The organism is Reticulibacter mediterranei, from assembly GCF_016587455.1.
This window is the reverse complement of the sequence record NZ_BNJK01000001.1, coordinates 1,553,713-1,576,203: the sequence shown is the minus strand read 5'-3', so window position 1 is coordinate 1,576,203 and position 22,491 is coordinate 1,553,713. Positions and strand designations below refer to the sequence as shown.

Here is a 22,491-nt window from a genome sequence, read left to right as displayed (position 1 = left end):
ATTATTGTCGCTTTGGGGAAGCTGGCAAAGGTACTGCTACGGATTTAAATAAGTATAGAATGGTAAAGTTGGTGAAAAACTTGCATACGCATAATATTTTTGTTAGAGTGTAGCTGGGATATTGTGGTGTATCCAGTCTGTAATCGTAACAATGCCGGATGCAAGTTCCTATGTTTATGCTATAGCTCTGGAAAATGCACTTTACAGTCTCTTCGCTATAAATCTCTTATTTGTTTTGTTTTACCTCTTTATTTGAATGCTTTAGCATGCTGGCGCGCGTTGAGATACTCTACTCATCCGTTCCGCATTGATTGAAGGAGAAGTAATGTGCGAATGCTTCCTTTTGGAAGGATTGGTAATTTTCTATCTTCCATCCTTGTCGTAAGTATGTTGCTTGCCGGCTTGAGCGCCTGTTCACAAATGGGTGGCAATAATGCCGCAAATATGCAAGATCAAAAGCCAGTAACAATTGGTTATTCTGTCTCTCTTACTGGCGACTTCTCGTCAGATGGCAAGGCCGTTCAGCAAGGCTATGAATTGTGGCGCAATTCAGTCAACCAACGTGGGGGACTGCTAGGACGCCCGGTTGATTTGAAGTTCTATGACGATGGTAGCGACACGGACCGTGCCTCCGCCAATTACAAAAGACTGATTGAGACTGATCATGTTGATCTGCTGCTTGGCCCCTTTTCCACGAAACTAACGGTTCCTTCTATGCATGTCGCGGATCAATATGACTATGCTTTTATCGGTGGTGCGGGCAATGGTAAGAAGGCGTTTCAACAGACGCTCCAGAATAAGAATTTCTTTATGGCTTCCCTTCCCTCTGAGACAGCTTTAGATAGCTTCTCTCAGTTTCTTCTTTCTTTGCCGCTTGATTTGCGCCCTAAGACCGTTGCATACGTCGCTGTTGACGATCCTTTTGCCGTACCACAGGTGAATTATGCCAAAGGGATTTTGAGTAAAGGTGGACTCAAGACGGTCTTTAATGAGCCTGCTTTCTCTAGCGATCTCAAGGATGCGACGCCGATTGCCAAAAAGGTGGCTGCTTCTAATGCTGACGTGGTTGTTTTTGGCACTGTGGGCCTCGACCTTTCCGTTAGCTTTATCAAGACTTTTGCTGAGCAAAACTACAATCCCAAAGCTTTTATTGCTACCTCTGGCCCCGACGAAGGCGCAGCTTTTATGAAAGCTGTTGGCCAAAAGGGGACAGAAGGAACCTTTGTCCCTAACTCTGGTTGGTATCCAGGTATCAATACCTTTCAAAGTACGCAGTTTGTGCAAGAGTACATTGCAAAATATGGTGGCGATGCTGATGATATTAACTCTGGTACCGTCCAGGGATATTCTGCCGGACAGGTATTGGAACAGGCCGTCACCCAGGCAAAGAGTCTGGATAATAAAACGTTGATTAAGACTTTGCATGATGGGACGTTCAACAATCTGTTTGGGCCTGTCAAATTCAACGATCAGGGACAAAACACCCTTGGTGTATCCTACCTGTTCCAGTGGCAGGCAGGTAAATTGATCCCAGTGTATCCAGATAGCCAGGCTCAGGCAAATCCTGAGTATCCGAAAAACTCCTGGTCTTGATCTGGCATATTGCCGCAATATCATTGTAGTTGACGAGATGTTTGCTTCTTATGACCCACAGTGCGAAGGAAGATTGTATGGCGGTACTATCTTCCTTCGTATGAGTTTTTAGGAAGGTTTTATCGTGTCACTTTTTTTCGATGCTTTACTCTCTGGAATACTGGCGGGTGGCGTTTATGCGCTGATGGCATCTGGTTTGACTTTAATCTTTGGTGTGCTTGATATCGTGAATGTCGCACATGGGATTATGGTTGTGCTTGGTGCTTATTTGAGCTATGCTCTGAGCCAGTATTTCCATATCGATATTTTCCTCAGCCTGTTGCTTACCATGCCGTTGATGTTTCTGCTTGGTATTGCTATTGAATGGGCCTTTGTTCGTCGTTTGAAGCATAATCAGAGCCGTGTTATGCTCTCGGTGTTGGTGATGTTTGCAGTAGCGCTCATCATTGAAGGCTTCCTCAACATTGCCTTCACACCCAACCAAATTAGCTTGCACGCGTCCTATGTTGACGCCTCTTTCGCGGTAGCTGGCTTTTATCTCCCCTATGTGCAGGTCTTTGCTTTCCTGCTCTGCTCAGTCCTGTTATTTGCCTTGTATGTGCTAGTGTATCGCACTGAATTTGGCTATAGCCTGCGCGCCTCGATGCAAAACCGTACGGCGGCCGCCCTCATTGGTATTGATGTCGAGAAGGTATCAATGATCACCTTTGGGGTCGGAGTTGCCCTGGCTGCGGCTGGTGGCGTTGCCTATGGTGCAACGACCGTTTTTAACGCTGCCAGCTCGTATAACCTCGTCTCCCAACTGCTCGTGATCATTGTGCTGGGTGGCATGGGCAGTTTGCGCGGAGCCTTCTTCGCCTCATTAATAATGATGATCGTGAGCGATGTGACCGCAGCCTTCTGGGGTGCGCAATGGGCCAATACTGTCTTCTTTGTGTTGCTCGTGGTACTACTGGTATTTCGTCCACAGGGATTGTTTGGACTGTCTGGAGGGAGAAGCCAATGAACAAAATCAAACTTGGCGGTCTACTGGCCTTTCTTGTTCTGCTGCTTATACTGCCTCTTTTTACTGCTGATCCCACTTTCTATTCTATTGCGATATATACGCTGTTATATGCGACGGCGGCTATTGGCTGGAATATCTTCTCGGGCTATTCTGGCTATGTCTCTCTGGGTTATTCAGCGTTCACTGGCATTGGTGCTTACACGATCGCTATTATCTGCGATCGCTTGCAGCTATCAGGTGGATTTCTCGTCTTCTTGCTGGTACCTGTTGCCGGTCTGGTAACTGCTGTGCTGTCGATCCCTATCGGATGGGTGGCCTTGCGCACGCGCCGCGTTACCTTTGTTGTCGTGACTATTGCCATATCGTTTATTCTGCAATCGCTGGCCCTGAATCTCACCTCCATCACTGGCGGAACAAGTGGCATCTTTTTTCCCGCCTCCGAGTGGTCCGGCGATTATTTTAATATGCCATACTATTATGTTGCCATTATTCTGCTTGTCGTAGCTTTTGCTATTGCCTGGTGGATACGTAATTCTAAGTATGGCCTGGGGTTATTGGCAATTCGCGATGATGAAGATCGTGCGTCGGGATTGGGCGTGAAGACCTGGGCATCCAAGCTCTCGGCATATAGCATTTCCGCTTTCTTAGGTGGGATGGTTGGCGCGGTCATCGCTTACTATAATCAGACCCTTTTCCCGGTCGTGGCCTTTGATTCGACGTTAAACGTTGCCGTTGCTTTGATGTCCTTCCTGGGCGGCATTGGAACATTGTTCGGTCCTCTGCTCGGCGCTTTATTGCTGGAACCGTTGCAGGAATACCTGACTATCCAGTATGGCTCATTGAGCCTGAACCTGGTAATTCTGGGCGCGCTTCTGCTGCTGGTCATCCTGGCCCTGCCTGAAGGTATTCTCGTCACCTTCCCCAAATTGTGGCGCAAACGTACAGCAACGCTTGTAGCTTCGTCTGCCCCGCGTCAGCCTGAGCAAAAAGGTGCTGTCCTTGTAGAGAAGTAAGAGACGGAGAAGTAAGGATGACCACATTATTAGAAGCAAAAAATATATCGAAGGCTTATGGTGGTATTCACGCCCTCGATGGTTGTTCGATTACCGTCGAGGAGGGGACAATTGCAGGTTTGATTGGCCCTAATGGTTCTGGTAAGACGACGCTGTTCAATGTGATTACCGGCTATGAGCAGGTTGATGGTGGCGAAGTTCGCTTTGCTGGCTCGCCCATTACCAATCAGTCCCCAGACAAAGTGTTTCAACTAGGCATTGGCCGTACATTTCAGCTTTCGCGTGTTTTCCCCCGGCTGACCGTCATGGAAAATATGCACGTGGCAAAGCAGCGCAAAGGTGCTGCTGGGCTGTTTAGTCGCTGGAGTTCTTCTCATGAGCAGCGTCAGGCACTTGACCTGCTCGATTTTGTGGGGATCACACATTTGAAAGATCTCCCGGCTGGCAATCTCTCATATGGGCAGAAAAAATTGCTTGAGTTTGCCTTCATCCTGATCGCCGAACCGCGCGTGATCCTGTTGGATGAACCTGCTGGTGGTGTGAATCCTACAGTAATTAACTATATGGCCGATCGTATCAAAGTACTCAATAAGCAGGGCATTACGTTCCTGATAGTTGAACATGATATGGAATTTGTGATGGGCATCTGTCAGAACATCACTGTGTTGCATCGCGGAATGACGATTGCCGCCGGGGTGCCGGAGGAAGTGCGTAAGGATGCAACCGTCCTGGAAGCCTATCTGGGAGACTGAAAGCGGGAGACAGTGTGCAATGGTATTACGATTAGAAAATGTTGTTGCTGGCTACGACGAGGGCGGCGACGTACTCAAGGGCGTGAATCTGGAAGTTGAAAAAAACTCCATCACCTGCATCATTGGCCCTAACGGTGCTGGTAAGTCAACCGTGTTGCGCTCGATTAGCGGCCTGTTGAAACCTCGGATTGGCTCGATTACGTTTCAGGATCGGGCTATTGCTGGCATGAAGCCTCGCCAAATCCTGGCCCTCGGTATCGTGCAGGTGCCGCAAAATCATAGCCTGTTTAATGATATGACTGTCAGGGAAAATATCAGGCTGGGCGGCTATTTGCTGCGCGATTCCTCCCTGGTCGCTCGTCGCCTGCAAGAATTGGAAGAGCTATTCCCCTTGATTAAAGAGCGAGCAAATGATCGTGCTGGTGATCTCTCCGGTGGCCAGCAGCGGACGGTGGAGATTGCTCGCGGCCTGATGCTTGATCCCGCGCTGGTCCTGTTGGACGAACCTTCTTTAGGGTTAGCGCCGAAAGTGCTTAAACAGGTGTTGGCGACTGCAACACAATTGCGCGAGATGGGAAAAACGGTGCTGCTAGTTGAGCAAAATGCTCGTTCCGCGCTGCATATTTCAACGCATGGCGTCGTGATGGAGAGCGGACGCGTACGTCTGACCGGTTCGAGCCAGGAGATTTTACATAATCCTGAAATTGGCCATTTATATCTGGGCGGCTCATTGTCCAGCCATACATCGCAGGATGATGCCACGAATTCTGTTGAGCTGCCAGTGCGGACCTCAGATACACAGGAGATGCCATAATTTATAACTGTGCAGTTATTCATTTTGTTGAATGGATGTGATTATTTGTTGGTCGTTAAATTATGCATTTGATGCAGCACACTTTTTACTATAGCCTGTAATCAAGAGCAGAGGAAATAGATATATACCTCTGCTCTCACATTTTTTAATACAAAATTTATGGCCGATATGTCATAAGGGGTTGTGTAAAAGCGACATTTCTGCTAGAGTATGGCGGGGTTCTGTAGAGGTCCAGCCGATTAAAAAAGCGTACAAGCAGCGATGGTGCTCCTGATAAAGCGTGAGATGCAGAGACACTCCTATACGTGTTTCTGTAATCTTTTTTTGTTTTTACGGTAGCTAGATGCAAAAAATGCATCTTTTAGGGTGTGGTGTATAACGATACACCGTTCTTTATTTGGTTAGGAATTATGAACCGGATGTAAGGAGGCGTAGTGTGCTAACACGTCCTGTTGGAAAAATCAGTAATTTTCTATCTTTTGCATTTGTCATTATGGCGGCTCTGATCAGCTTGAGCGCCTGCGCACAAAATGGCACCACTGGAGGAAACTCTCAGGGCCAATCAGGAAGCAACAACCAGAAGCCGGTAACGATAGGTTTTTCAGCGTCCATTACTGGCGACTTCTCTGCCGATGGTAAAGCCCTGCAAAAGGGGTATGAACTCTGGGGCGATTCCGTCAATAAGCGGGGAGGGCTGCTGGGCCGTAAGGTGCAGTTGAAGTTTTATGACGATGGCAGCGAGGCCGATCAAGCTGTCACTAATTATCAGAAGTTGATCGGCACCGATCATGTTGATCTGGTGTTCGGTCCCTTCTCCACCCTCATCAACGCCCCTTCCGTGCGTGTCGCTGATCGCTATGGTTACGCGTTTCTTGAGGGTGCTGGCAATGGGCCAAAGGTATTTCAGCAAGACCTCAAAAATAAGAACCTGTTCGCGGTGACTCTTCCTTCCGAGACGTATCTGGAAGGCTTCGTTCGCTATGTGTTATCTCTACCCCAGGATCAGCGTCCTAAGTCTGTAGCTTATATTACAGTAGATAATCCTTTTGCTGTTCCGCAGGTTGCCTATGCGAAGAAGCTTTTGACCGATGCCGGTGTGAAGTCTGTTTTTGAGTCGCAGCCCTATCCTGAGAATATCAACGACGTTTCGCCTATTGCCAAACAGGTGGTCCATGCTAATCCCGATGTCGTCATCATTGGTACGGTAGGCGTCAACGATTGTGTGAATTTTATTAAATCCTTTAAGCAGCAGCATTTTAATCCGAAAGCCTTCATTGCTACTGCTGGCCCTGATGAGGGTGCAGAGTTTACCAAAGCTGTTGGATCTGACTCGACTGAAGGTATCTTCGTACCGAACTCGGGCTGGTTCCCTGGTGTGAAGAATTATCAGAACGATCAGTTCTCGCAGGAATATACGGCCAAATATGGTGGTACGGCAGAAGATATTAACTCTGCCACCGTTCAGGCTTATGCTGCTGGACAGGTGTTGGAGCAGGCTGTCAATCAGGCGAAAAGCCTGGATAACAAAGTCTTGATCAAGACGCTTCACGAAGGCTCTTTCAAGAGCTTGTTCGGCGATATCAAATTTAACGATAAAGGGCAGAATACAGTCGGCGTTCCTTACCTGTTCCAGTGGCAGGCAGGAAAATTGATCCCTGTTTACCCTGACAATCAGGCTCAAGCCAAACCTCAATACCCGAAAAAGACCTGGGCCTGATGCAATTTTGCCATCCATAGCGGTTGGGCATTGGTTACTAACCCCTGTTTGCTGAACAAGCACGGTGAGGAAAGCAATATAATCATTCTCTCCCTCACCGTGTTTGTCCCTTTCTTCCTCTAAAACTCTTTTCCCCTGTAAATGATAGGATGATAGGACTGAGATCCTTTACAATCCTTGAGGTGCGCGGTAATATATGTGTCAAGTAGAGCCTGGGTCTGTACTTTTTATTGTAAAATCTATTTAAGCTCAACAATAGAAAGAAGCTTTTCTTCTTGCACTTTATAGAAAAATTCTGTTATACTGTCATATATTCGCTCTCTGATCGTAGATAACATAATGCATTTGTGCCCGACCTGGATCGAGCAAGCGTTCGGGTCAAACATCTGTTTTCTGACCTGGTTCTGGCGCGCTAAGGCGCATGCTGTTAGTTAGTCGCGGACTGGAGGTTTTGTTCATGCTTGAGAACGTTGTGCCAACTACTCCTCTTGCTGCACGCGTGAGCACAGATAACAAGTCGCATGGTTCACTGAATTCCCTCGATGCAGATATTATCATTAAGAATGCGCCAGATCCCATTTTTATCTCGGATCTGGAAGGAAAAATCCTTTCGGCCAATGATGCCGTTTATGAAATATTAGGATTCAGGACCGACGAGGTGTTGGAACAATCGTTGTCGCGCTTTATCAGCCCGGAAGAGACGCGAGAATTTACAGCAGCGCTGCGTGAAGTGATCGAGCGTGGCGCGACCCGCAATGCGCGCCTGAATCCCCGTAGCGCATCGGGAGAGGTCATCTCTACAACCCTCAATGCATCGGCGTTGCGCGATACAGATGGGAAGGTGATCGGTGCGATTGGTATCTTGCGCGACATGCGCGAGTTGGACAAAGCCCGTGCCTATTCCGATATTTTGATTAAGAATGCGCCAGACCCGTTGTTCGTCTCGGACCTGGAAGGCAAGATCTTACAGGCCAATGATGCCGTCTACGAACTGTTGGGTTTTCGGACCGACGAGGTGTTGGAACAATCGTTGTCGCGCTTTATCAGTCCAACAGAAACACGCGAATTTACGGCAGCGTTGCGCGAAGTGATCGAGCGTGGTGTGATTCGTAATGCGCGCTTAAACCCTCGTAGTGCGTCGGGAGAGGTGATCCCAACAATCTTAAATGCGTCGGCGTTGCGCGATACAGATGGGAAGGTGATCGGTGCGATTGGTATCTTGCGCGACATGCGCGAGTTGGACAAAGCCCGCGCCTATTCCGATAGCCTGATTAAGAATGCGCCAGACCCATTGTTCGTCTCGGACCTGGAAGGCAAGATCTTACAGGCCAATGATGCCGTCTATGAACTGTTGGGTTTTCGCCCGGATGAGGTATTGGAGCAGTCGTTGTCGCGCTTTATCAGCCCGGAAGAGACGCGAGAGTTCCTGGCCGCCTTACGCGAAGTCATTGAGCGTGGCGTAACTCGTAATGCGCGCTTAAACCCTCGTAGCGCGTCGGGAGAGGTGATCCCGACAACCCTCAATGCGTCGGCCATGCGTGATCCCGATGGGAAGGTGATCGGCGCAATTGGTATCTTGCGCGATATGCGTGCATATGAGAAGGTTGTGCAGGATTTGCAAGAGTCGAAATCGGAATTGCAGGAGAAGATCCTTGACCTGGAGAAGTTTGAAGAAGTGGTGGTTGGGCGTGAGCTAAAAATGATCGCTCTGGAAAAAGAGATTGAGAACCTGAAACGCGAAGTTGAAAAGCTCACGCGGGGACAAAGCAAATGGACGTAGCCCAGCAGTATGTTCCTGCTGCATCTTCTCCTGTCGAGGAAGAACAAAACGCTGTTTCTGATTATAAGAGGATGAATCTGGAGCAGCTCCGGCGGGCGTATGAGGCGTTATTGCAAAATGAACAAGTGCTAGAAATGCGCGTCCAGAAGAGCGAAGAGCGGCGGCGCGCTTTTATGCATATCCTGAGCGATCTCAATACCCTCAATCGCAAGCTGACCGATCAGCGCAAGGCGATGATCCATATTCTTGCAGATTATGAGCAGGAGCGGAGCCGCCTTGCAAAACAGACTGAGCGTTTGTATAATTCTCGTCGCGCTCTCATGCATATTTTGCAGGATTCTCATCAGTCTAATCTCCGCCTGGGTAATAGTCGTAAGGCGATGATCCATATTATGAGCGATCTCAAAGAGACGACTGAGGAGGTCAAACGGCGCGAACTGGAGTTGCGCGAGAAACAGGAGCAACTCGTGCAGGCTGGCAAGTTGGCAACCCTGGGCGAGCTAACGACTGGAGTCGCTCATGAATTGAATAATCCGCTCAACAATATTGGCCTCTTTGTAGGTAATGCCATTGATCTCATTGAGCTTGGCATGGCGGATACAGAGCCAGAGCGTATTCTTCAGGAGTTGCATAATGCCATGCAACAGGTGCGTAAAGCAACAGAAATCATTTCTCACTTGCGCACTTTTGGACGAGCTGCCTCTGTGAGCCGGGAGCCTGTGGGCATCCTTCAGGTGATTGAGCGTTCTCTCTCCTTGATGCGGGAACAGTTGCGCCTGCGTCAGATTGAAGTTGTGTTGCGTTTCCCTGCCGAAGAGATTATTGTTGTTGGAAATGCTATTCAGTTAGAGCAAGTGTTCATTAATTTATTGACTAATGCGCGTGATGCAATGATAAATTCTCCACATAAATTGCTTACAATTGAGTGCAAGGCGCAGGCCGATGCCGTCAGTATCAGCGTTAGTGATACCGGGCCTGGGATTTCGCCGGAATTAGAACAACGTATCTTTGACCCTTTCTTCACGACTAAGGAGGTGGGAACGGGTACGGGGCTTGGATTATCTATCACGTATGGCATTATTAAAGAGCATCAGGGGACGATTACGGTGCAGAGTCGCCAGAATGAAGGTGCCAGTTTCTTAATCCAACTCCCACTACAATTTGAAGAGCTGTAAGGGTAGTAGACCGATGAATCAAGCTTACGTCCTTATTGTTGATGACGACAATGCGCTATTGCAAGCGCTGCCGCAGGCTATCTACCTGCGTATGAACGATGTGAAGGTAGATACATGCGATTCGGCTTTAGATGCGCTTGAACGGATCAAACATCATGAGTATGACGCTATCGTTAGTGATATTAAAATGCCGGGCATGGATGGGTTAGCCCTATTAGGGAAAATTCAAGAGTTGTGCCCGCGAACTCCTACGTTGTTGATTACCGGTCATGGCGATCACAGCCTCGCTATTCAAGCTCTTCGGGGCGGTGCCTACGATTTTATTCAAAAACCTATTGAGCGCGATTATTTTATTGCTGCTCTTCATCGCGCTATTCAGACTCATCAGTTACGCATACAGGTCGCCGAACAACAACAAGCGCTGGAATTACATGCGAAATCTCTTGAGCAAACGGTACAGGAGCGCACACGTGAACTGATTGCTGCGAATGCTGCTAAGGATGAATTTCTCAGTATTGCATCCCATGAGTTAAAAACTCCCTTGTCAAGCCTGAAGGGTATGACGCAATTACTGCGCCGACGCCTGGAGCGAGCAGGATCGAACGAGGCGAGTAGTCTGGTGAATATGGAGAACTCGATCCGCCGCATGGAAGTACTGGTCAATGATCTCCTGAATGTCTCGTTTATCGAAATGGGGATGTTTGTTCTTCATCAGCAGCTATGCGAGATGGGGGAGCTGTGCCAGCGGCTGGTTAATGAATATGTTGCTGGAACGAATCCTCCTCCAGTTGTGCGTGTGGAGATCCTTAACGAGCATTCAATGGTTTCCGTCGATGTTGAACGCATTGAGCAGGTGGTTATTAATTTGCTTTCTAATGCTCGTAAATATTCTGCTGCTGGCTCTCCTATTCGCCTGGTGGTAAGACAGGAGAATGGGGAGTGCATCGTTTCGGTTCACGATTCTGGTGTTGGGATCTCCTCGGAAATGCTGCCTCATATCTTTGAGCGGTTTTATCGTGTGCCAGGGATAGAGGTTCAGACAGGCTCTAGTGTTGGTCTGGGCCTGGGTTTGTATATCTCTAAACAGATTGTGGAGCGACATGGTGGACGAATCGATGTACAAAGTGTCAAGGATCAGGGAAGCGTATTTTCTATCACATTTCCTCTCTCTTCTCCATCTGATGCCGCTATTGATATTACCAACATCGCTCCACGTTCTCAAAAGCGCTAAGGGTTAGTCTTTCTCATGTTGTGTGGCCCCCTGTCAGTTGGTTTGGCGTGAGGTCGTTGGAATATCGTCATGCTTCTCGACATGTCCATGTGATATTTCCCAGATCTCTCCGCCAAAACGCTCGATAAACCAGCGATCATGTGAAATGGCGATAACAGGGCCTGGGAAGTCGATAATGGCCGCCTCAAATGCTTCCAGAACATCCAGGCTTATGTAGTTTGTCGGTTCGTCGAGCAGTAAGATATTTGACTGAGATGCCATCAAACAGGCAATTTCCAGCTTGCGTCTTTGCCCGATGCTCAGTTGTCTTACCGTCTTGTGCATATCCTCTAGCCGAAACAGCCCGTAGCCAAGTAACCGACCTATAAGCTCTCCTTCATAACCAACCTGTCCCTGTTTATAGGTCTCTAGAATGGTCTTGTTCAGATCCAATTGAGAATCCTGTGGGAGATAACCGATATGAGCACTGGTTGTCACGCGTATATCTCCTGCATCGGCCATTTCAAGACCCATGATCAGTTTGAGCAAGGTGGTTTTCCCGGTTCCGTTTGCCCCCGTGAGTGTCATGCGGGTTCGTGCTGAGACCGTGAGATTGACATCATCAAACAAACGACGCTCTCCTATGTTTTTTGTCACATGAGTCAGCTCCAGCACTGTTTGCGATGGCATTGCTATCGCGCGAAACTGCGAGTTTACCCGTAACAATTCCGGTGGTCTCTGTATAGGATCGGCTTCTATACGCTTTAAACGCTCTTCTGCATCTTTCACATTGCGTGAAATGGCGCTATCGACATTTTGCGCAAGGAAGTAACGCACAAATTTATCGTTATCTCTGGTGGGACGAGAACCATGTCCGACTTGATAGGCAGCATTTTTTATGCGCTTGCGTAAATCCTGGATTTCCTCTTGCTGTCGTTCATATTCCTCTTCCCATTTCTTCCGTTCGGCAGCTTTTACCTGAACATAGGCATCGTAATTTCCCTCATATGTTTTGAGGTGATGATCGTGTTCGTCAATCTCGAAGATGGCGTTGACGGCTCGATTGAGAAACTGTCGATCATGGGAAACCATCAGCACCGCGCCATTATAGTTGGCGAGATAGGTTTCCAGCCACGACATGCTGGCGAAATCCAGGTGATTCGTCGGTTCATCTAACAGCAGGATATCAGGAGAACGTAATAAGAGCGCTGCCACCCCGAGACGCGCCTTTTCACCTCCTGAGAGCGTATCGACTGCCTGAGTGCGCGGCAGATAGGAGAGGCGCAGGCCATCCAGAATGCTGTCTATCTTATAGTCAAGATCGTAGCCGCCGCGATCCTGGAAGCGCGTTGAGACGTTGTCATACTCTTCCAGCAGCATAGGAAGATGTTCCGGGTCGGTGGTCGCCATACGAGCTTCGAGATTGTGCATGCGTTCTTCCAGTCGCTTCAGGTTTCCCACCGATTCCAGAATGAGATCTTGCACCGTGTTGCCATAGAAATCGGGCGTGGTTTGGGGAAGGTAACCAAACTCGACCAATGGACCATAGGTAACGCTTCCTGACTCTATCTCTTCCTGTCCTACAAGCAGGCGCAATAAGGTAGATTTGCCAACGCCATTTGGACCGACAAGGCCAATACGACTCGCAGCATTGACCACAAAGGATATGTTGTGCAAGACTGTGATTGCACCATATGATTTTGTCACATTGCGGACGGTTAACAACATAAAAACATACACCTCAACTTCCAGGTTGGATGAGAAACTCATCGTTGTTCTAATTACATAATGTTTGAGGTTGGTATGTTGTGTTCCTATTGCTATGATAAAAGGATCGTGCGAGTAGATCTCAAGCAGATGGGGTCAGGAGTCGTAGGGGAGCAATTTCATGTATGCGACCAGACCTCATGAACACAACATACGGCAGCTAGCGATTTAGGAAATGCGCTGTATCGTTCAGGCTTTACACTTTTATGTCATTCTTCATTGTGTAAAAGAGTATTACCTGACGAGGAACTGCTTGATAGTTATGTTCATGCTACACGTTTTTGTTTCTCCTGACGAGATGAGGAATAATCTTCTGAAGAAAAGTATATAAGGGCGGCTGTAAAAAGTCAATATATGGATGCGCGTAACTGTTGAAATTCACCTCCTGAATGTCTTCTCCTTGTACAAAATAATAGCGTACACCTGGAAGATTCTGTGCTATCAACCTTGTCAAAACATATCTCTCATGTTATTCTCGTACGTATGATCTAGATATATTTTTTTGTTGTAGAGGGAAGCGGCAAGACAATGCAGGAAAGTAATAGCACGCCGCAGCGTGGCACATTATTGCGTCGCGCTCATGAGTTGTTGGCGAGCGCGGGTCAACCTGTCCCTGAAAATCAGCTAGTACGTCATCTCTTCGGAGCCAGTGTTGATAGTAACGGTTCCCAGCTCTGGACCATACTCTTGCGACAGACATTGGAGAGTTCTTCCCTGTTTGAGGTTGCTGCTGAAAATGGGGAAGATGGTTTGCGGCATTGGGGGCTGGTCAGTTGGCACAGCACACAACGCTTATTGCGCGATATCGAGTATGTGGTTGTGGATACGGAGACGACTGGTTTACGTCCTGGCTCTGATCGCGTTATAGAGGTTGCTGGTGTGCGTTTACGCAATGGTGAGATCATCGGTTCTTTCCAGAGCTTGCTCAATCCTGAACGTCGTATCCCTCCCTTCATTATCAAATTCACCGGCATTACACCTGAAATGCTGATTGATGCACCAAAGGCAGCTGAAATCTTACCTGATTTTCTGCATTTTATTGAAGGTGCTGTACTCGTAGGCCACAACCTGAGCTTTGATCTCAACTTTCTGTCTCGCGAAGCGCAATTGCTTGGACAGGTCTTCCCGGATGAAGGTCTGGATACGATCCCACTGGCACGACGCCTGTTGCCGGGGCTGAAGCGCTTCAAGCTTGATATGGTTGCCAACCATTTAAAGATTCCCGCTTCCAATCGTCACCGCGCGATGGGCGATACTCAGGTGACAGCAGCCGTCTTTTTGCGCTTGCTCGAACGGGCTGAACAGGAGGGCATTGCGACACTTGGTCATTTGCGCCTGCGCTTGCAGTTGCCGGTCACCTGGACCGGAGATATTACCCAGGCGGTCGTCACAAAAAAAGGCAAAACCTGGCGTGCTGATAGCCCTATAGCGGCGGCAACAACGCGGCCAAATGGAAGTCTGTTGCTCAATCCGGCCTGGAAGCGCGACTTCCCCACCAAGCCGGGCATCTATATGATGAAGGATGAAAATGGTCAGGTCATCTATGTTGGCAAGGCCAAGAATTTGAAGGCCAGATTGTCGTCGTACTACAGTCAGCCGTTGGGCTATACGCGGAAGATGGATGGGCTGCTTCCGAGCATTAAAGAGATCGAGGTACGCGTTTTAGGTTCTGAATTAGAGGCGCTGCTGGTCGAGTCGCAGCTTATTAAAGAGTTGCAGCCAGCCTATAATGTGCAGTTGCGGAACTATGAACTGTATCCTTTCATTAAAATTGATGTGCAACATCCTTTTCCTCGTGTCTATGCCACCAGGGATGTGGCTGCTGATGGCGCGCGCTACTTTGGCCCTTTTCGCAGTCGGCACGTTGTCGATGCCACGATTGAGTTGATACAGAAGCTCTTCCCTGTTCGCACCTGTACGCGTTCTCTCCCTCCAGAAGCGAAGCCTTCTGATCCGTGTTTGCGCCACCATCTGGGGCGTTGTTCCGCGCCCTGTCGTGGCGATGGTGATTCGGCTGAGTACCATGCAGTTATTGCCCAGGTCTGTGCGTTTCTCGGCGGTGAGCGAGAAGATCTGTTTGAACGTCTGCGCCGCCAGATGCATGAGGCATCTCAACAATTGAACTATGAACGCGCCGCCTGGTTTCGTGATGCGATGCGGAGCGCCGACGAAGTACTCATCGGGCAACGTCTGATTACGGGAGCGGTCGAGGCAAATAATCTGTTGATCCTCTATCCATCTTCTGAAGAGGAGTGCGACGAACTTTTCCTGATTCGGCATGGGAGACTGGCAAAACAGCGGCGCGTCCTTCATGAACAGGTAGCGATGATGCAGGCCGTGCGTGATCTGCTGGTGACTGCGACCACACTTGGGAAACCGCCCGATATGGTGGGTCAGGCTGAGGTGGATCAGATTAATATTATCAGTCGTTGGATACACCGTCACAGCGATGACCGCGCGTTTTTCCCCTTTCAACAGGCGTTGAGCGATGAACAGAGCATTCAGCTTCTCGTCGAACAAATCTGGTCGGGGGCTGAAGCTGCACGGGCCGTTCCTCTTGAGGATGAAGCCGATGAATTGGATGAAGTGATGTGATTTTGTTGAAGGGTGTGCCTCATCGGTGGGTCAGGCGTGGTATTATTCAGAGAAGAAAGTTCAGCCGCGCTTTGTGGGATCGGAACTTCTGTACGTATCAGTTGGAGATTTCATTAATATGCTATTATCGGATAAACGCATTTTGGAGGAAAAGGCGCTCGGCAACATCGTCATCGAGCCATTTGATGCTCGTCAGTTGGGAACTAATTCCTATGATTGCCGTCTTGGTGAGTGGTACTTTCAGGGGGACGCCAATATTGAGGTGATGCACCTGGATAATCCTGAAGAGATTCGTCTGTATTGGGGGGAGCCGCGTCAGGCGAACAGTGGAAAGATTGCCATTCGTCCCGGTACAACGATTCTGGCCCACACACAGGAGATAATCGGTGGGCATAACGGATACCTTGCCAAGATGTATTCGCGTAGTACTGTGGCTCGCTCCGGCCTATCGGTCTGCCGGTGCGCTGGAGTTGGCGATGTTGGCTATATCAGTCGTTGGACAATGGAGATTAGCAATCATACACAGACCACGATCTGGGTTCCTGTTGGCTTCCGCATCTGCCAGCTGACCTTTGAGTATGTTGGCGAGACGCTCAAAGAGTATCGCGGCAAGTATGGGAAGCAGAGCGATGATTGGACACCGCAGGATATGTTGCCCAAGCCTTATTTTGACTGGGACTATGATGTGTATCGGACCGATCGGGTTCGCACGAAGGATGCGTAGATGAGGGAAAAGAAAGGGTATCTCATCTCTTTTGAAGGGCTTGATGGTGCTGGCAAGACGACGCAGGTAGAGTTATTGGCGCGCTGGTTGGATGAAACCGAGCGAGGATATATACAAACGCGTGAGCCTGGGGGCACTGCGCTTGGTGGAGAGATCCGTCAACTCTTATTTCATCGTCCGGACCTGACGATTATGCCATTGGCCGAGGCATTTCTCTTTCAGGCTGATCGCGCCCAACACTTTGCGGCCGTTATCCTCCCCGCGCTCGACGCCGGAAAAGTCGTGATTACCGACCGTTGTTTTGATTCCAGCCTTGCCTATCAGGGAGCCGCTCGTGGTGTTGGTGCAGAGCTGGTTAAGCATCTCTCACTGATTGCAATTCAGGGTCGCGTGCCCGATCTGACGATCTTGCTTGATCTGGATGCAACGAAGGTGCGCGAACGTACCGATCATGTGCAAGATCAAAGCGGCCAGCGTGGGCAACGGAGCCGCTTCGATGCCGAGTCCGAACAATTTCATCAGCGCCTGCGTGACGAGTTTCTCGCGCTTGCTCGCGCCGAGCCGGAACGTATTAAAGTGATTGACGCCACCCAATCGCCAGAGCGGATTCATCGCGAGATCATTACTCTCGTGGAGCAGTTGTTCAGCAGCGAAACATTATAGAGCCTCCAGCCGCTTTTTACGCCTTTGCGCCTCAAAATAATCGGGGTCAAGGCTGAGCGCCATGTTCACAGCTGCCAGCGCCTCAGCTTTCTTGCCCAGGATGCCCAGCACCCATGCTTTGCCGTCCCAGGCGGGCACGTACTGTGTATCGAGGCGCAAAGCATGCTCGAAATCTTCCAGCGCTTCGTTATAGCGTGCTAGCATCGCCAGACATGTTCCCTTGACGTACCACGCCTCTGCGTTGGTGCCGTCTAGCGCTACGGCTCGTTCAGATGCTGCCAGCGCCTCAACATAGCGAATGGCTGTCGATAGCTGTTGACTATAATTTAGCCAGAACGCGGCCTGTTGCTTCACAGAATCTTGCCTCTCTCGATTCATTGCCATATTTCCTTCTTATTGTTGTGTGCGTTGCCACTGTGCAACAACCTGCTGGTAGGCTTCCCAGGTATCGATATCGCTGCTGGCTGTTGCCTCGCTTAACTCAACCGTGGCAATATCCTGCGGGTGTCGCATAATAACGCTTCTGCCCCCTCATCGCCTGTCACTTCCATCAATTCAGGAAAGAGATCGGCGGCGAAGAGGACCGGATTGCCACGCTTGCCGTGATAAAGCGGGACAATAATCGATTTTCCACTTGCCTCTCTTGTGGCGATCAGTCTGTCGATAATCGATGCAGTCATCAAGGGCTGATCGCCAAGCAGGATAACAGTACTGATGGGAAGATCGGCGTTCTGATGATTGTTATCTCTTATGTTTGTAAGAGCTTGCAATCCCATATGCAGAGATGTACTCATCCCTTGCTGATAGTCGGGATTCTCAATAATGGAGATATCGTGCTGCTTGATATGTGCGGCCACCTGTGAGCGTATTTCATCTGCCCGATGGCCCAGAACAAGGATAATTGGCCTGGCCTGAGAAGCGAGAGCTGTTTCAAGAACATGAATCAGCACTGGGCGGCCCCCTAATGGAAGCAGGAGTTTATGATGTCCACCGCTCATGCGACTGGAACTCCCGGCGGCAAGAATGATGACTGCTGTTGTACCCTGTGTTGGCATAGGTTGTGGTGCTCTCCAGAAACGGTATTTGGAACGATGGTTGTTGAGAACGAGATGCCATTCTTGTTATACCACCTGGAACAGAACAAAAGTCGCTTTCTGACTTGATACTGCTTTGTAATATATGCTGATAAGCGTTGTTGTATGCGTTGATGTGAAGGAATATCAATGTATTGTCCCGGGTGCTATAATTACGGCTAAGGTAAGGCTCTTTCATCAGGAAAGCAGGAGCGGAATTATTTCCTTGTTTTGCTGGTGAAAAAGCATTGTAGAGGCGCTGCCGAGTGCTGTATGGGGTGCCTGCTGTTATTACGCCCACCCTTTTAGGAAAGATAGTGAGTACCAATGATCAATTCCTCATCCCCTAATGTCAATGAGCAGAGCGTAACGGTATTGGATGCCGAGACGCAAGCAAAATATGAGCATTTGCAGGCGATACTCCGCGAGATGGAGTCGGTGCTGGTTGCCTATTCAGGTGGCGTTGATAGCGCTCTGTTGCTGAAGGTGGCTCATGATGCACTTGGTGAGAGAGCAATGGGCGTCATCGCATCCTCAGAAGCATATGCTCCTGAAGAGACGCAGGATGCTATCGCCGTCGCGCGACAGTTGGGTTTGCCTCTGCTGACTATAGAGACCCATGAACTTGAGGATGAGCGATATGTCACAAATGATGTGAATCGCTGTTACTTTTGTAAAAATGAACTATTTTCTCATTTAGAACCCCTGGCGAAAGAGCATAATCTGCGCTATATTGCTTATGGGGTGAATAAAGACGATGATGGCGATTTTCGGCCCGGTCAGCGAGCCGCGCGCGAATTTGGCGTGCGAGGGCCGCTTAAAGAGGCTGGTATGGGGAAGCGCGAGATTCGCGCCGTTGCGCATATGCTGGGCGTTCCCGTCTGGGATAAACCGGCAATGGCCTGTTTCTCGTCTCGTATTCCCTATGGCAGCAGAGTAGATGTTGCTTCGTTGCAAATGGTGTATAAAGCGGAAAAGCTGTTACGTGAGCTTGGCTTTAAACAATTGCGCGTGCGCCATCATGATAAGATCGCTCGTATTGAAGTCGAACGTTCGGAGATACCACGTTTGATCGAAGAGAAGATGAGTCGTACCGTGACTGATGGTTTGCGCAAAATAGGCTATACTTATGTAACGGTTGACCTTTTAGGATATCGTACTGGCAGCATGAACGAGAGTTTCTTCAAGAGGAAGAGATCTCAAGAAAATTCTTAAAGAAGTTGGTGTTAACGTATGAGCAAACCAGTAACTAGCAGCACATCGGCGAAGCAAACGAAGCAGGATCGGCGTCGTGATCGGCGCGAAGAGCAGCGCAGGCGTGAGGAAGAGCGTCTCCGCGCAGCTAAACGCAATCGCGTTGTTTTGGGCGTCAGCATTCTCGTTGTTGTCCTTGTTGTGGCGGCTTCTGTTTACTTGTTTTCAAAAGCTCCTGACAATTCGCCTGCAACGACGACCGCTCAGAGTAGCAATCCTGCTTATCCCCAGGTGGATAACATTGTGTGTGAAGCGAATGAACAGGTCGCTTATCACGTCCATGCTCATCTTTCGCTCTATATTGATGGGCAGCAGATGCCTGTTCCTCAGAATATTGGGATTGCCAGCGACCAATCGTGCCTGTACTGGTTGCATACGCATGATACCAGCGGCGTAATCCACGTGGAGGCACCAGGTCAACAGGCCTTTACGCTGGGAACCTTTTTCAAGGAGTGGAGCCAGGTCTTTCCTCAGCAGCAATATCCAGTCCAGCTCTCAAACACTGATGGATGGAAGGTCTATGTGAACGGGAAGCCTTACACTGGCGATTTTCATAAGATCGAACTTTCTGCTCATACGTTAATTACGATGGCCTATCAGTCTCCCAATGTAGTGCCTGATACTGTCTATAACTGGGGTGATTTGTAAGCTATCTGGCGAATCGTTATTGGTATGTCGTTTTTATCTCTATCGTTGATATCATTTACCATTCGATAGTCAGGAATATCACGATGTCAGAGCGTACTGCTACTACTCGCACTATCTATCTTGATCATGCGGCAACCACTGCCCTTGACCGACGTGTACTGGATACTATGATTCCGTACTTTACCACTGAGTATGGGAATGCCAGCAGCATTTATACGTTGGGACGCCATGCTATGCAAGCCATTGACTCTTCTCGTGAGCAGGTCGCTGAGATCCTGCATTGTCGCCCAACGGAGATTGCGTTTGTCGGCTGTGGTTCTGAAAGCGATAATCTTGCGATCAAGGGGATGGCGTTTGCTTCGCAGAAAAAGGGCAACCATATCATCACGTCGCCGATTGAACACCATGCCGTCTTGCACACCTGCCAATATCTGGAACGCTTTGGCTTTAAAACGACATACTTGCCCGTCGATGAATATGCGCGGATCAATCCTGATGATGTGGCCCGTGCAATCACCGATCAAACCGTCCTGGTCTCGGTCATGTACGCCAATAACGAGGTTGGAACGATCGAGCCTATTGCTGAGATTGGCCGCATTTGTCGTGCGCGCAAGATCCCCTTCCACGTTGATGCGGTTCAGGCTGGCGGTGCTTTGCCTATCGATGTCGCCGCTTTGAATGTCGATATGCTTTCCCTGTCCGCGCATAAGTTCTACGGTCCTAAAGGCATGGGGATCTTATATGTGCGACAGGGGATGCGCATTTTGCCACAATTGCAGGGGGGCTCTCAAGAGCGGGGAAGGCGCGCCGGAACCGAGAATGTAGCCGGGATCGTTGGTACCGCTGCGGCCTTACAACTGGCACAGGAGGAGCTGACGGAGGTAACGCCGCGCATTCAAGCGTTGCGTGATCGCCTGATCGCCGGGATATTGCAGATCCCCAACAGCCGCCTTACCGGGCATCCCACTGAGCGCCTGCCCAATAATGCAAGCTTCTGTTTTGAGGGCGTCGAGGGCGAGTCTATTCTGCTCAATCTTGACCTGTTAGGGGTTGCTGCCTCCACTGGGTCCGCCTGCACATCTGGCTCCGTCGATCCTTCCCATGTGTTGATCGCGATGGGGTTTCCACCCGAGTGGTCGCATGGCAGCCTGCGCCTCACGCTGGGGAAAGAGAATACCGAGGAGGATGTGGAAACGATCATTTCAGCCTTGCCTGGTATCATTGAGAAGTTGAGAAACCTGGGCATATAAATTTCCTGTTCGGTTAGCGCAAAACGTATACTACCTGTAGAGACCAAATTTCTGTTGTCAGTTGGGATGGCAATCATTGCCGGTTGCTGCTCGTAGCGCAACCGTGACGGGGAAAAGAGGAAATGAATAGTATGGATACTCTCAAACGTGAAATGCTTTCACAACGCGTTCGGCAGGTGAAAGCTTCGGGCATTCGCAAGTTTTTTGATATTATCAATACGATGCCAGATGTGATCTCGCTTGGTGTTGGTGAACCTGATTTCGTCACGCCAGAGCATATTCGTCAGGCTGGTGTTCGCTCTATTCAAGAAGGGCACACACGCTACACGTCTAACTATGGGTTGCTGGAGCTGCGTGAAGAGATTGCGGCGATGTTGCAGCGCCGCTATGGGTTGGTCTATGATCCGCGCACACAAATCCTGGCAACGGTTGGGGTCAGTGAGGGCGTGGATCTTGCGATGCGTACAATCCTTGATCCTGGCGATGAGGTGATTGCGCCCGATCCTGGCTACGTTGCATATGAAGCCGATATTATTTTTGCTGGCGGCGTTCCTGTACCCGTGCCCACCTATGCTCAATATGACTTTGGCATTCGAGCGGCGGAGATTGCTGCTGCCATTACGCCTCAGACAAAAATGATCCTGCTTGGTAATCCGAATAATCCGACCGGGGCTATTATTCCGCGTGCCGAACTGGAGGGGATTGCACGGCTGGCAGTGGAGCATGATCTGGTCGTGGCGGTTGATGAAGTCTATAGCCGTCTCGTCTATAGCACTGAACATGTCTGCATTGCTGCCCTGCCCGGCATGCAGGAGCGCACGCTATTGCTCGATGGCTTCTCTAAAGCCTATGCGATGACTGGATGGCGCATAGGGTACGTTGCAGCTCCCTCACGTGTGCTTGAGGCCATGCTCAAGGTTCATCAATATACCATCATGTGTGCAGGGACGACAGCGCAAGAGGCGGCGTTGGAAGCGCTGCGTCACGGGGAAGATGATGTCAAGGCAATGCACGATGACTATGAGCGTCGAGGACGTATGTTCGTTGCTGGCTTAAATCGCATCGGTTTGCCTGCCTGCGAACCAAAGGGCGCGTTTTATGCTTTCCCCTATATTGGCGGAACGGGCATGAGCGATGAAGAGTTTGCGGAAAAGCTGCTCTTTGAGGAGAAGGTCGCGGTTGTCCCGGGTAGCTCTTTTGGAGCTGCTGGTCAGGGTTATGTGCGTTGTGCGTATTGTACGGCGTATGATCAATTAGAAGAGGCTCTGGTGCGCATTGAGCGCTTCGTAAAGAAGCACCAATAACACATTATGATCGGCCCCTCTCATTCGCGAGGTGCCACTGCGAAATGGTTGAAGGCCGATGCCGCAATCCTGAAAAGCCCGATCATGCGTCCCTCTCATCGAGTGATCGGGCTTTTTTATCGAGATAAATTTGAGCCAGATTGCTTGCTATGC

General features: G+C 49.5%; 19 protein-coding genes. 16 read left to right on the top strand and 3 right to left on the bottom strand.

Annotated elements, in window-relative coordinates:
- The first annotated feature begins 333 nt into the window (after nt 1–333).
- The 9 genes from K3T83_RS06915 (at nt 334) to K3T83_RS06875 (ending at nt 11,081) form a co-directional block, all read left to right on the top strand.
- The gene (locus K3T83_RS06915; protein WP_236065103.1) at nt 334–1,593 is read left to right on the top strand and encodes an amino acid ABC transporter substrate-binding protein; all 1,260 of its coding nucleotides are present in this window, start codon (nt 334–336) and stop codon (nt 1,591–1,593) included.
- A gap of 124 nt (nt 1,594–1,717) precedes the next feature.
- A complete protein-coding gene (locus tag K3T83_RS06910; protein WP_236064843.1) occupies nt 1,718–2,599 on the top strand; it encodes a branched-chain amino acid ABC transporter permease in 882 nt (293 codons plus the stop codon).
- The gene (locus K3T83_RS06905; protein WP_220202234.1) at nt 2,596–3,612 is read left to right on the top strand and encodes a branched-chain amino acid ABC transporter permease; all 1,017 of its coding nucleotides are present in this window, start codon (nt 2,596–2,598) and stop codon (nt 3,610–3,612) included. The genes K3T83_RS06910 and K3T83_RS06905 overlap by 4 nt, the downstream gene beginning before the upstream one ends.
- A gap of 17 nt (nt 3,613–3,629) precedes the next feature.
- A complete protein-coding gene (locus K3T83_RS06900) occupies nt 3,630–4,364 on the top strand; it encodes an ABC transporter ATP-binding protein (RefSeq protein ID WP_220202233.1) in 735 nt (244 codons plus the stop codon).
- Between the two features lie 19 nt (nt 4,365–4,383).
- Nucleotides 4,384–5,178 (top strand): ABC transporter ATP-binding protein, encoded by a 795-nt coding sequence (locus K3T83_RS06895; protein WP_220202232.1) that lies wholly within the window; start codon nt 4,384–4,386, stop codon nt 5,176–5,178.
- A gap of 436 nt (nt 5,179–5,614) precedes the next feature.
- Complete coding sequence (locus tag K3T83_RS06890; RefSeq protein WP_220202231.1) at nt 5,615–6,895, top strand: amino acid ABC transporter substrate-binding protein; 1,281 nt, start codon at nt 5,615–5,617, stop codon at nt 6,893–6,895.
- A 457-nt stretch (nt 6,896–7,352) separates the two neighbouring features.
- Nucleotides 7,353–8,675: a PAS domain-containing protein gene (locus K3T83_RS06885; RefSeq protein WP_220202230.1), complete on the top strand. Its 1,323-nt coding sequence runs from the start codon at nt 7,353–7,355 to the stop codon at nt 8,673–8,675.
- Nucleotides 8,666–9,850 (top strand): sensor histidine kinase, encoded by a 1,185-nt coding sequence (locus K3T83_RS06880; RefSeq protein ID WP_220202229.1) that lies wholly within the window; start codon nt 8,666–8,668, stop codon nt 9,848–9,850. The genes K3T83_RS06885 and K3T83_RS06880 overlap by 10 nt, the downstream gene beginning before the upstream one ends.
- A gap of 13 nt (nt 9,851–9,863) precedes the next feature.
- A complete protein-coding gene (locus K3T83_RS06875; RefSeq protein WP_220202228.1) occupies nt 9,864–11,081 on the top strand; it encodes a hybrid sensor histidine kinase/response regulator in 1,218 nt (405 codons plus the stop codon).
- A 33-nt stretch (nt 11,082–11,114) separates the two neighbouring features.
- Here K3T83_RS06875 and abc-f read toward each other — a convergent pair whose 3' ends face one another.
- A complete protein-coding gene (abc-f, locus tag K3T83_RS06870; RefSeq protein WP_220202227.1) occupies nt 11,115–12,788 on the bottom strand; it encodes a ribosomal protection-like ABC-F family protein in 1,674 nt (557 codons plus the stop codon).
- 567 nt (nt 12,789–13,355) lie between these two features.
- On the opposite strand from abc-f, the gene K3T83_RS06865 reads away from it, so the two are divergent.
- From K3T83_RS06865 to tmk, 3 genes are all read left to right on the top strand, one after another.
- Nucleotides 13,356–15,422: an exonuclease domain-containing protein gene (locus tag K3T83_RS06865; protein WP_220202226.1), complete on the top strand. Its 2,067-nt coding sequence runs from the start codon at nt 13,356–13,358 to the stop codon at nt 15,420–15,422.
- Nucleotides 15,423–15,540: 118 nt separating this feature from the next.
- Nucleotides 15,541–16,146, top strand: coding sequence for a dCTP deaminase (locus K3T83_RS06860; protein WP_220202225.1), 606 nt, complete (start codon nt 15,541–15,543; stop codon nt 16,144–16,146).
- Complete coding sequence (tmk, locus tag K3T83_RS06855; RefSeq protein WP_220202224.1) at nt 16,147–16,809, top strand: dTMP kinase; 663 nt, start codon at nt 16,147–16,149, stop codon at nt 16,807–16,809.
- Here tmk and K3T83_RS06850 read toward each other — a convergent pair.
- The gene (locus K3T83_RS06850; RefSeq protein WP_220202223.1) at nt 16,804–17,187 is read right to left on the bottom strand and encodes a tetratricopeptide repeat protein; all 384 of its coding nucleotides are present in this window, start codon (nt 17,185–17,187) and stop codon (nt 16,804–16,806) included. The genes tmk and K3T83_RS06850 overlap by 6 nt on opposite strands.
- 98 nt (nt 17,188–17,285) lie before the next feature.
- Nucleotides 17,286–17,864 carry a nucleotidyltransferase family protein gene (locus K3T83_RS06845; protein ID WP_220202222.1) on the bottom strand — a complete coding sequence of 193 codons (579 nt, stop codon included), beginning with the start codon at nt 17,862–17,864 and terminating at the stop codon, nt 17,286–17,288.
- A gap of 345 nt (nt 17,865–18,209) precedes the next feature.
- On the opposite strand from K3T83_RS06845, the gene larE reads away from it, so the two are divergent.
- The 4 genes from larE (at nt 18,210) to K3T83_RS06825 (ending at nt 22,338) form a co-directional block, all read left to right on the top strand.
- On the top strand, nt 18,210–19,097 hold the full coding sequence (gene larE / locus K3T83_RS06840; RefSeq protein ID WP_220202221.1) for an ATP-dependent sacrificial sulfur transferase LarE: 888 nt from the start codon (nt 18,210–18,212) through the stop codon (nt 19,095–19,097).
- 18 nt (nt 19,098–19,115) lie between these two features.
- Entirely contained in the window at nt 19,116–19,784 is a 669-nt protein-coding gene (locus K3T83_RS06835) for a hypothetical protein (protein WP_220202220.1), read from the top strand.
- A gap of 83 nt (nt 19,785–19,867) precedes the next feature.
- Nucleotides 19,868–21,034, top strand: coding sequence for a cysteine desulfurase NifS (gene nifS / locus K3T83_RS06830; RefSeq protein ID WP_220202219.1), 1,167 nt, complete (start codon nt 19,868–19,870; stop codon nt 21,032–21,034).
- A gap of 131 nt (nt 21,035–21,165) precedes the next feature.
- Complete coding sequence (locus tag K3T83_RS06825) at nt 21,166–22,338, top strand: aminotransferase class I/II-fold pyridoxal phosphate-dependent enzyme (protein ID WP_220202218.1); 1,173 nt, start codon at nt 21,166–21,168, stop codon at nt 22,336–22,338.
- Nucleotides 22,339–22,491 lie beyond the last annotated feature (153 nt).

Excerpts from the sequence above, each read along its gene's own strand:
- K3T83_RS06915 (WP_236065103.1), top strand. The coding sequence starts at position 334 with ATGCTTCCTTTTGGAAGGATTGGTAATTTTCTATCTTCCATCCTTGTC.
- K3T83_RS06905 (WP_220202234.1), top strand. The coding sequence starts at position 2,596 with ATGAACAAAATCAAACTTGGCGGTCTACTGGCCTTTCTTGTTCTGCTG.
- K3T83_RS06900 (WP_220202233.1), top strand. The coding sequence starts at position 3,630 with ATGACCACATTATTAGAAGCAAAAAATATATCGAAGGCTTATGGTGGT.
- K3T83_RS06895 (WP_220202232.1), top strand. The coding sequence starts at position 4,384 with ATGGTATTACGATTAGAAAATGTTGTTGCTGGCTACGACGAGGGCGGC.
- K3T83_RS06885 (WP_220202230.1), top strand. The coding sequence starts at position 7,353 with ATGCTTGAGAACGTTGTGCCAACTACTCCTCTTGCTGCACGCGTGAGC.
- K3T83_RS06880 (WP_220202229.1), top strand. The coding sequence starts at position 8,666 with ATGGACGTAGCCCAGCAGTATGTTCCTGCTGCATCTTCTCCTGTCGAG.
- K3T83_RS06875 (WP_220202228.1), top strand. The coding sequence starts at position 9,864 with ATGAATCAAGCTTACGTCCTTATTGTTGATGACGACAATGCGCTATTG.
- abc-f (WP_220202227.1), bottom strand. The coding sequence starts at position 12,788 with ATGTTGTTAACCGTCCGCAATGTGACAAAATCATATGGTGCAATCACA.
- K3T83_RS06865 (WP_220202226.1), top strand. The coding sequence starts at position 13,356 with ATGCAGGAAAGTAATAGCACGCCGCAGCGTGGCACATTATTGCGTCGC.
- K3T83_RS06860 (WP_220202225.1), top strand. The coding sequence starts at position 15,541 with ATGCTATTATCGGATAAACGCATTTTGGAGGAAAAGGCGCTCGGCAAC.
- tmk (WP_220202224.1), top strand. The coding sequence starts at position 16,147 with ATGAGGGAAAAGAAAGGGTATCTCATCTCTTTTGAAGGGCTTGATGGT.
- K3T83_RS06850 (WP_220202223.1), bottom strand. The coding sequence starts at position 17,187 with ATGAATCGAGAGAGGCAAGATTCTGTGAAGCAACAGGCCGCGTTCTGG.
- K3T83_RS06845 (WP_220202222.1), bottom strand. The coding sequence starts at position 17,864 with ATGCCAACACAGGGTACAACAGCAGTCATCATTCTTGCCGCCGGGAGT.
- larE (WP_220202221.1), top strand. The coding sequence starts at position 18,210 with ATGATCAATTCCTCATCCCCTAATGTCAATGAGCAGAGCGTAACGGTA.
- K3T83_RS06835 (WP_220202220.1), top strand. The coding sequence starts at position 19,116 with ATGAGCAAACCAGTAACTAGCAGCACATCGGCGAAGCAAACGAAGCAG.
- nifS (WP_220202219.1), top strand. The coding sequence starts at position 19,868 with ATGTCAGAGCGTACTGCTACTACTCGCACTATCTATCTTGATCATGCG.
- K3T83_RS06825 (WP_220202218.1), top strand. The coding sequence starts at position 21,166 with ATGGATACTCTCAAACGTGAAATGCTTTCACAACGCGTTCGGCAGGTG.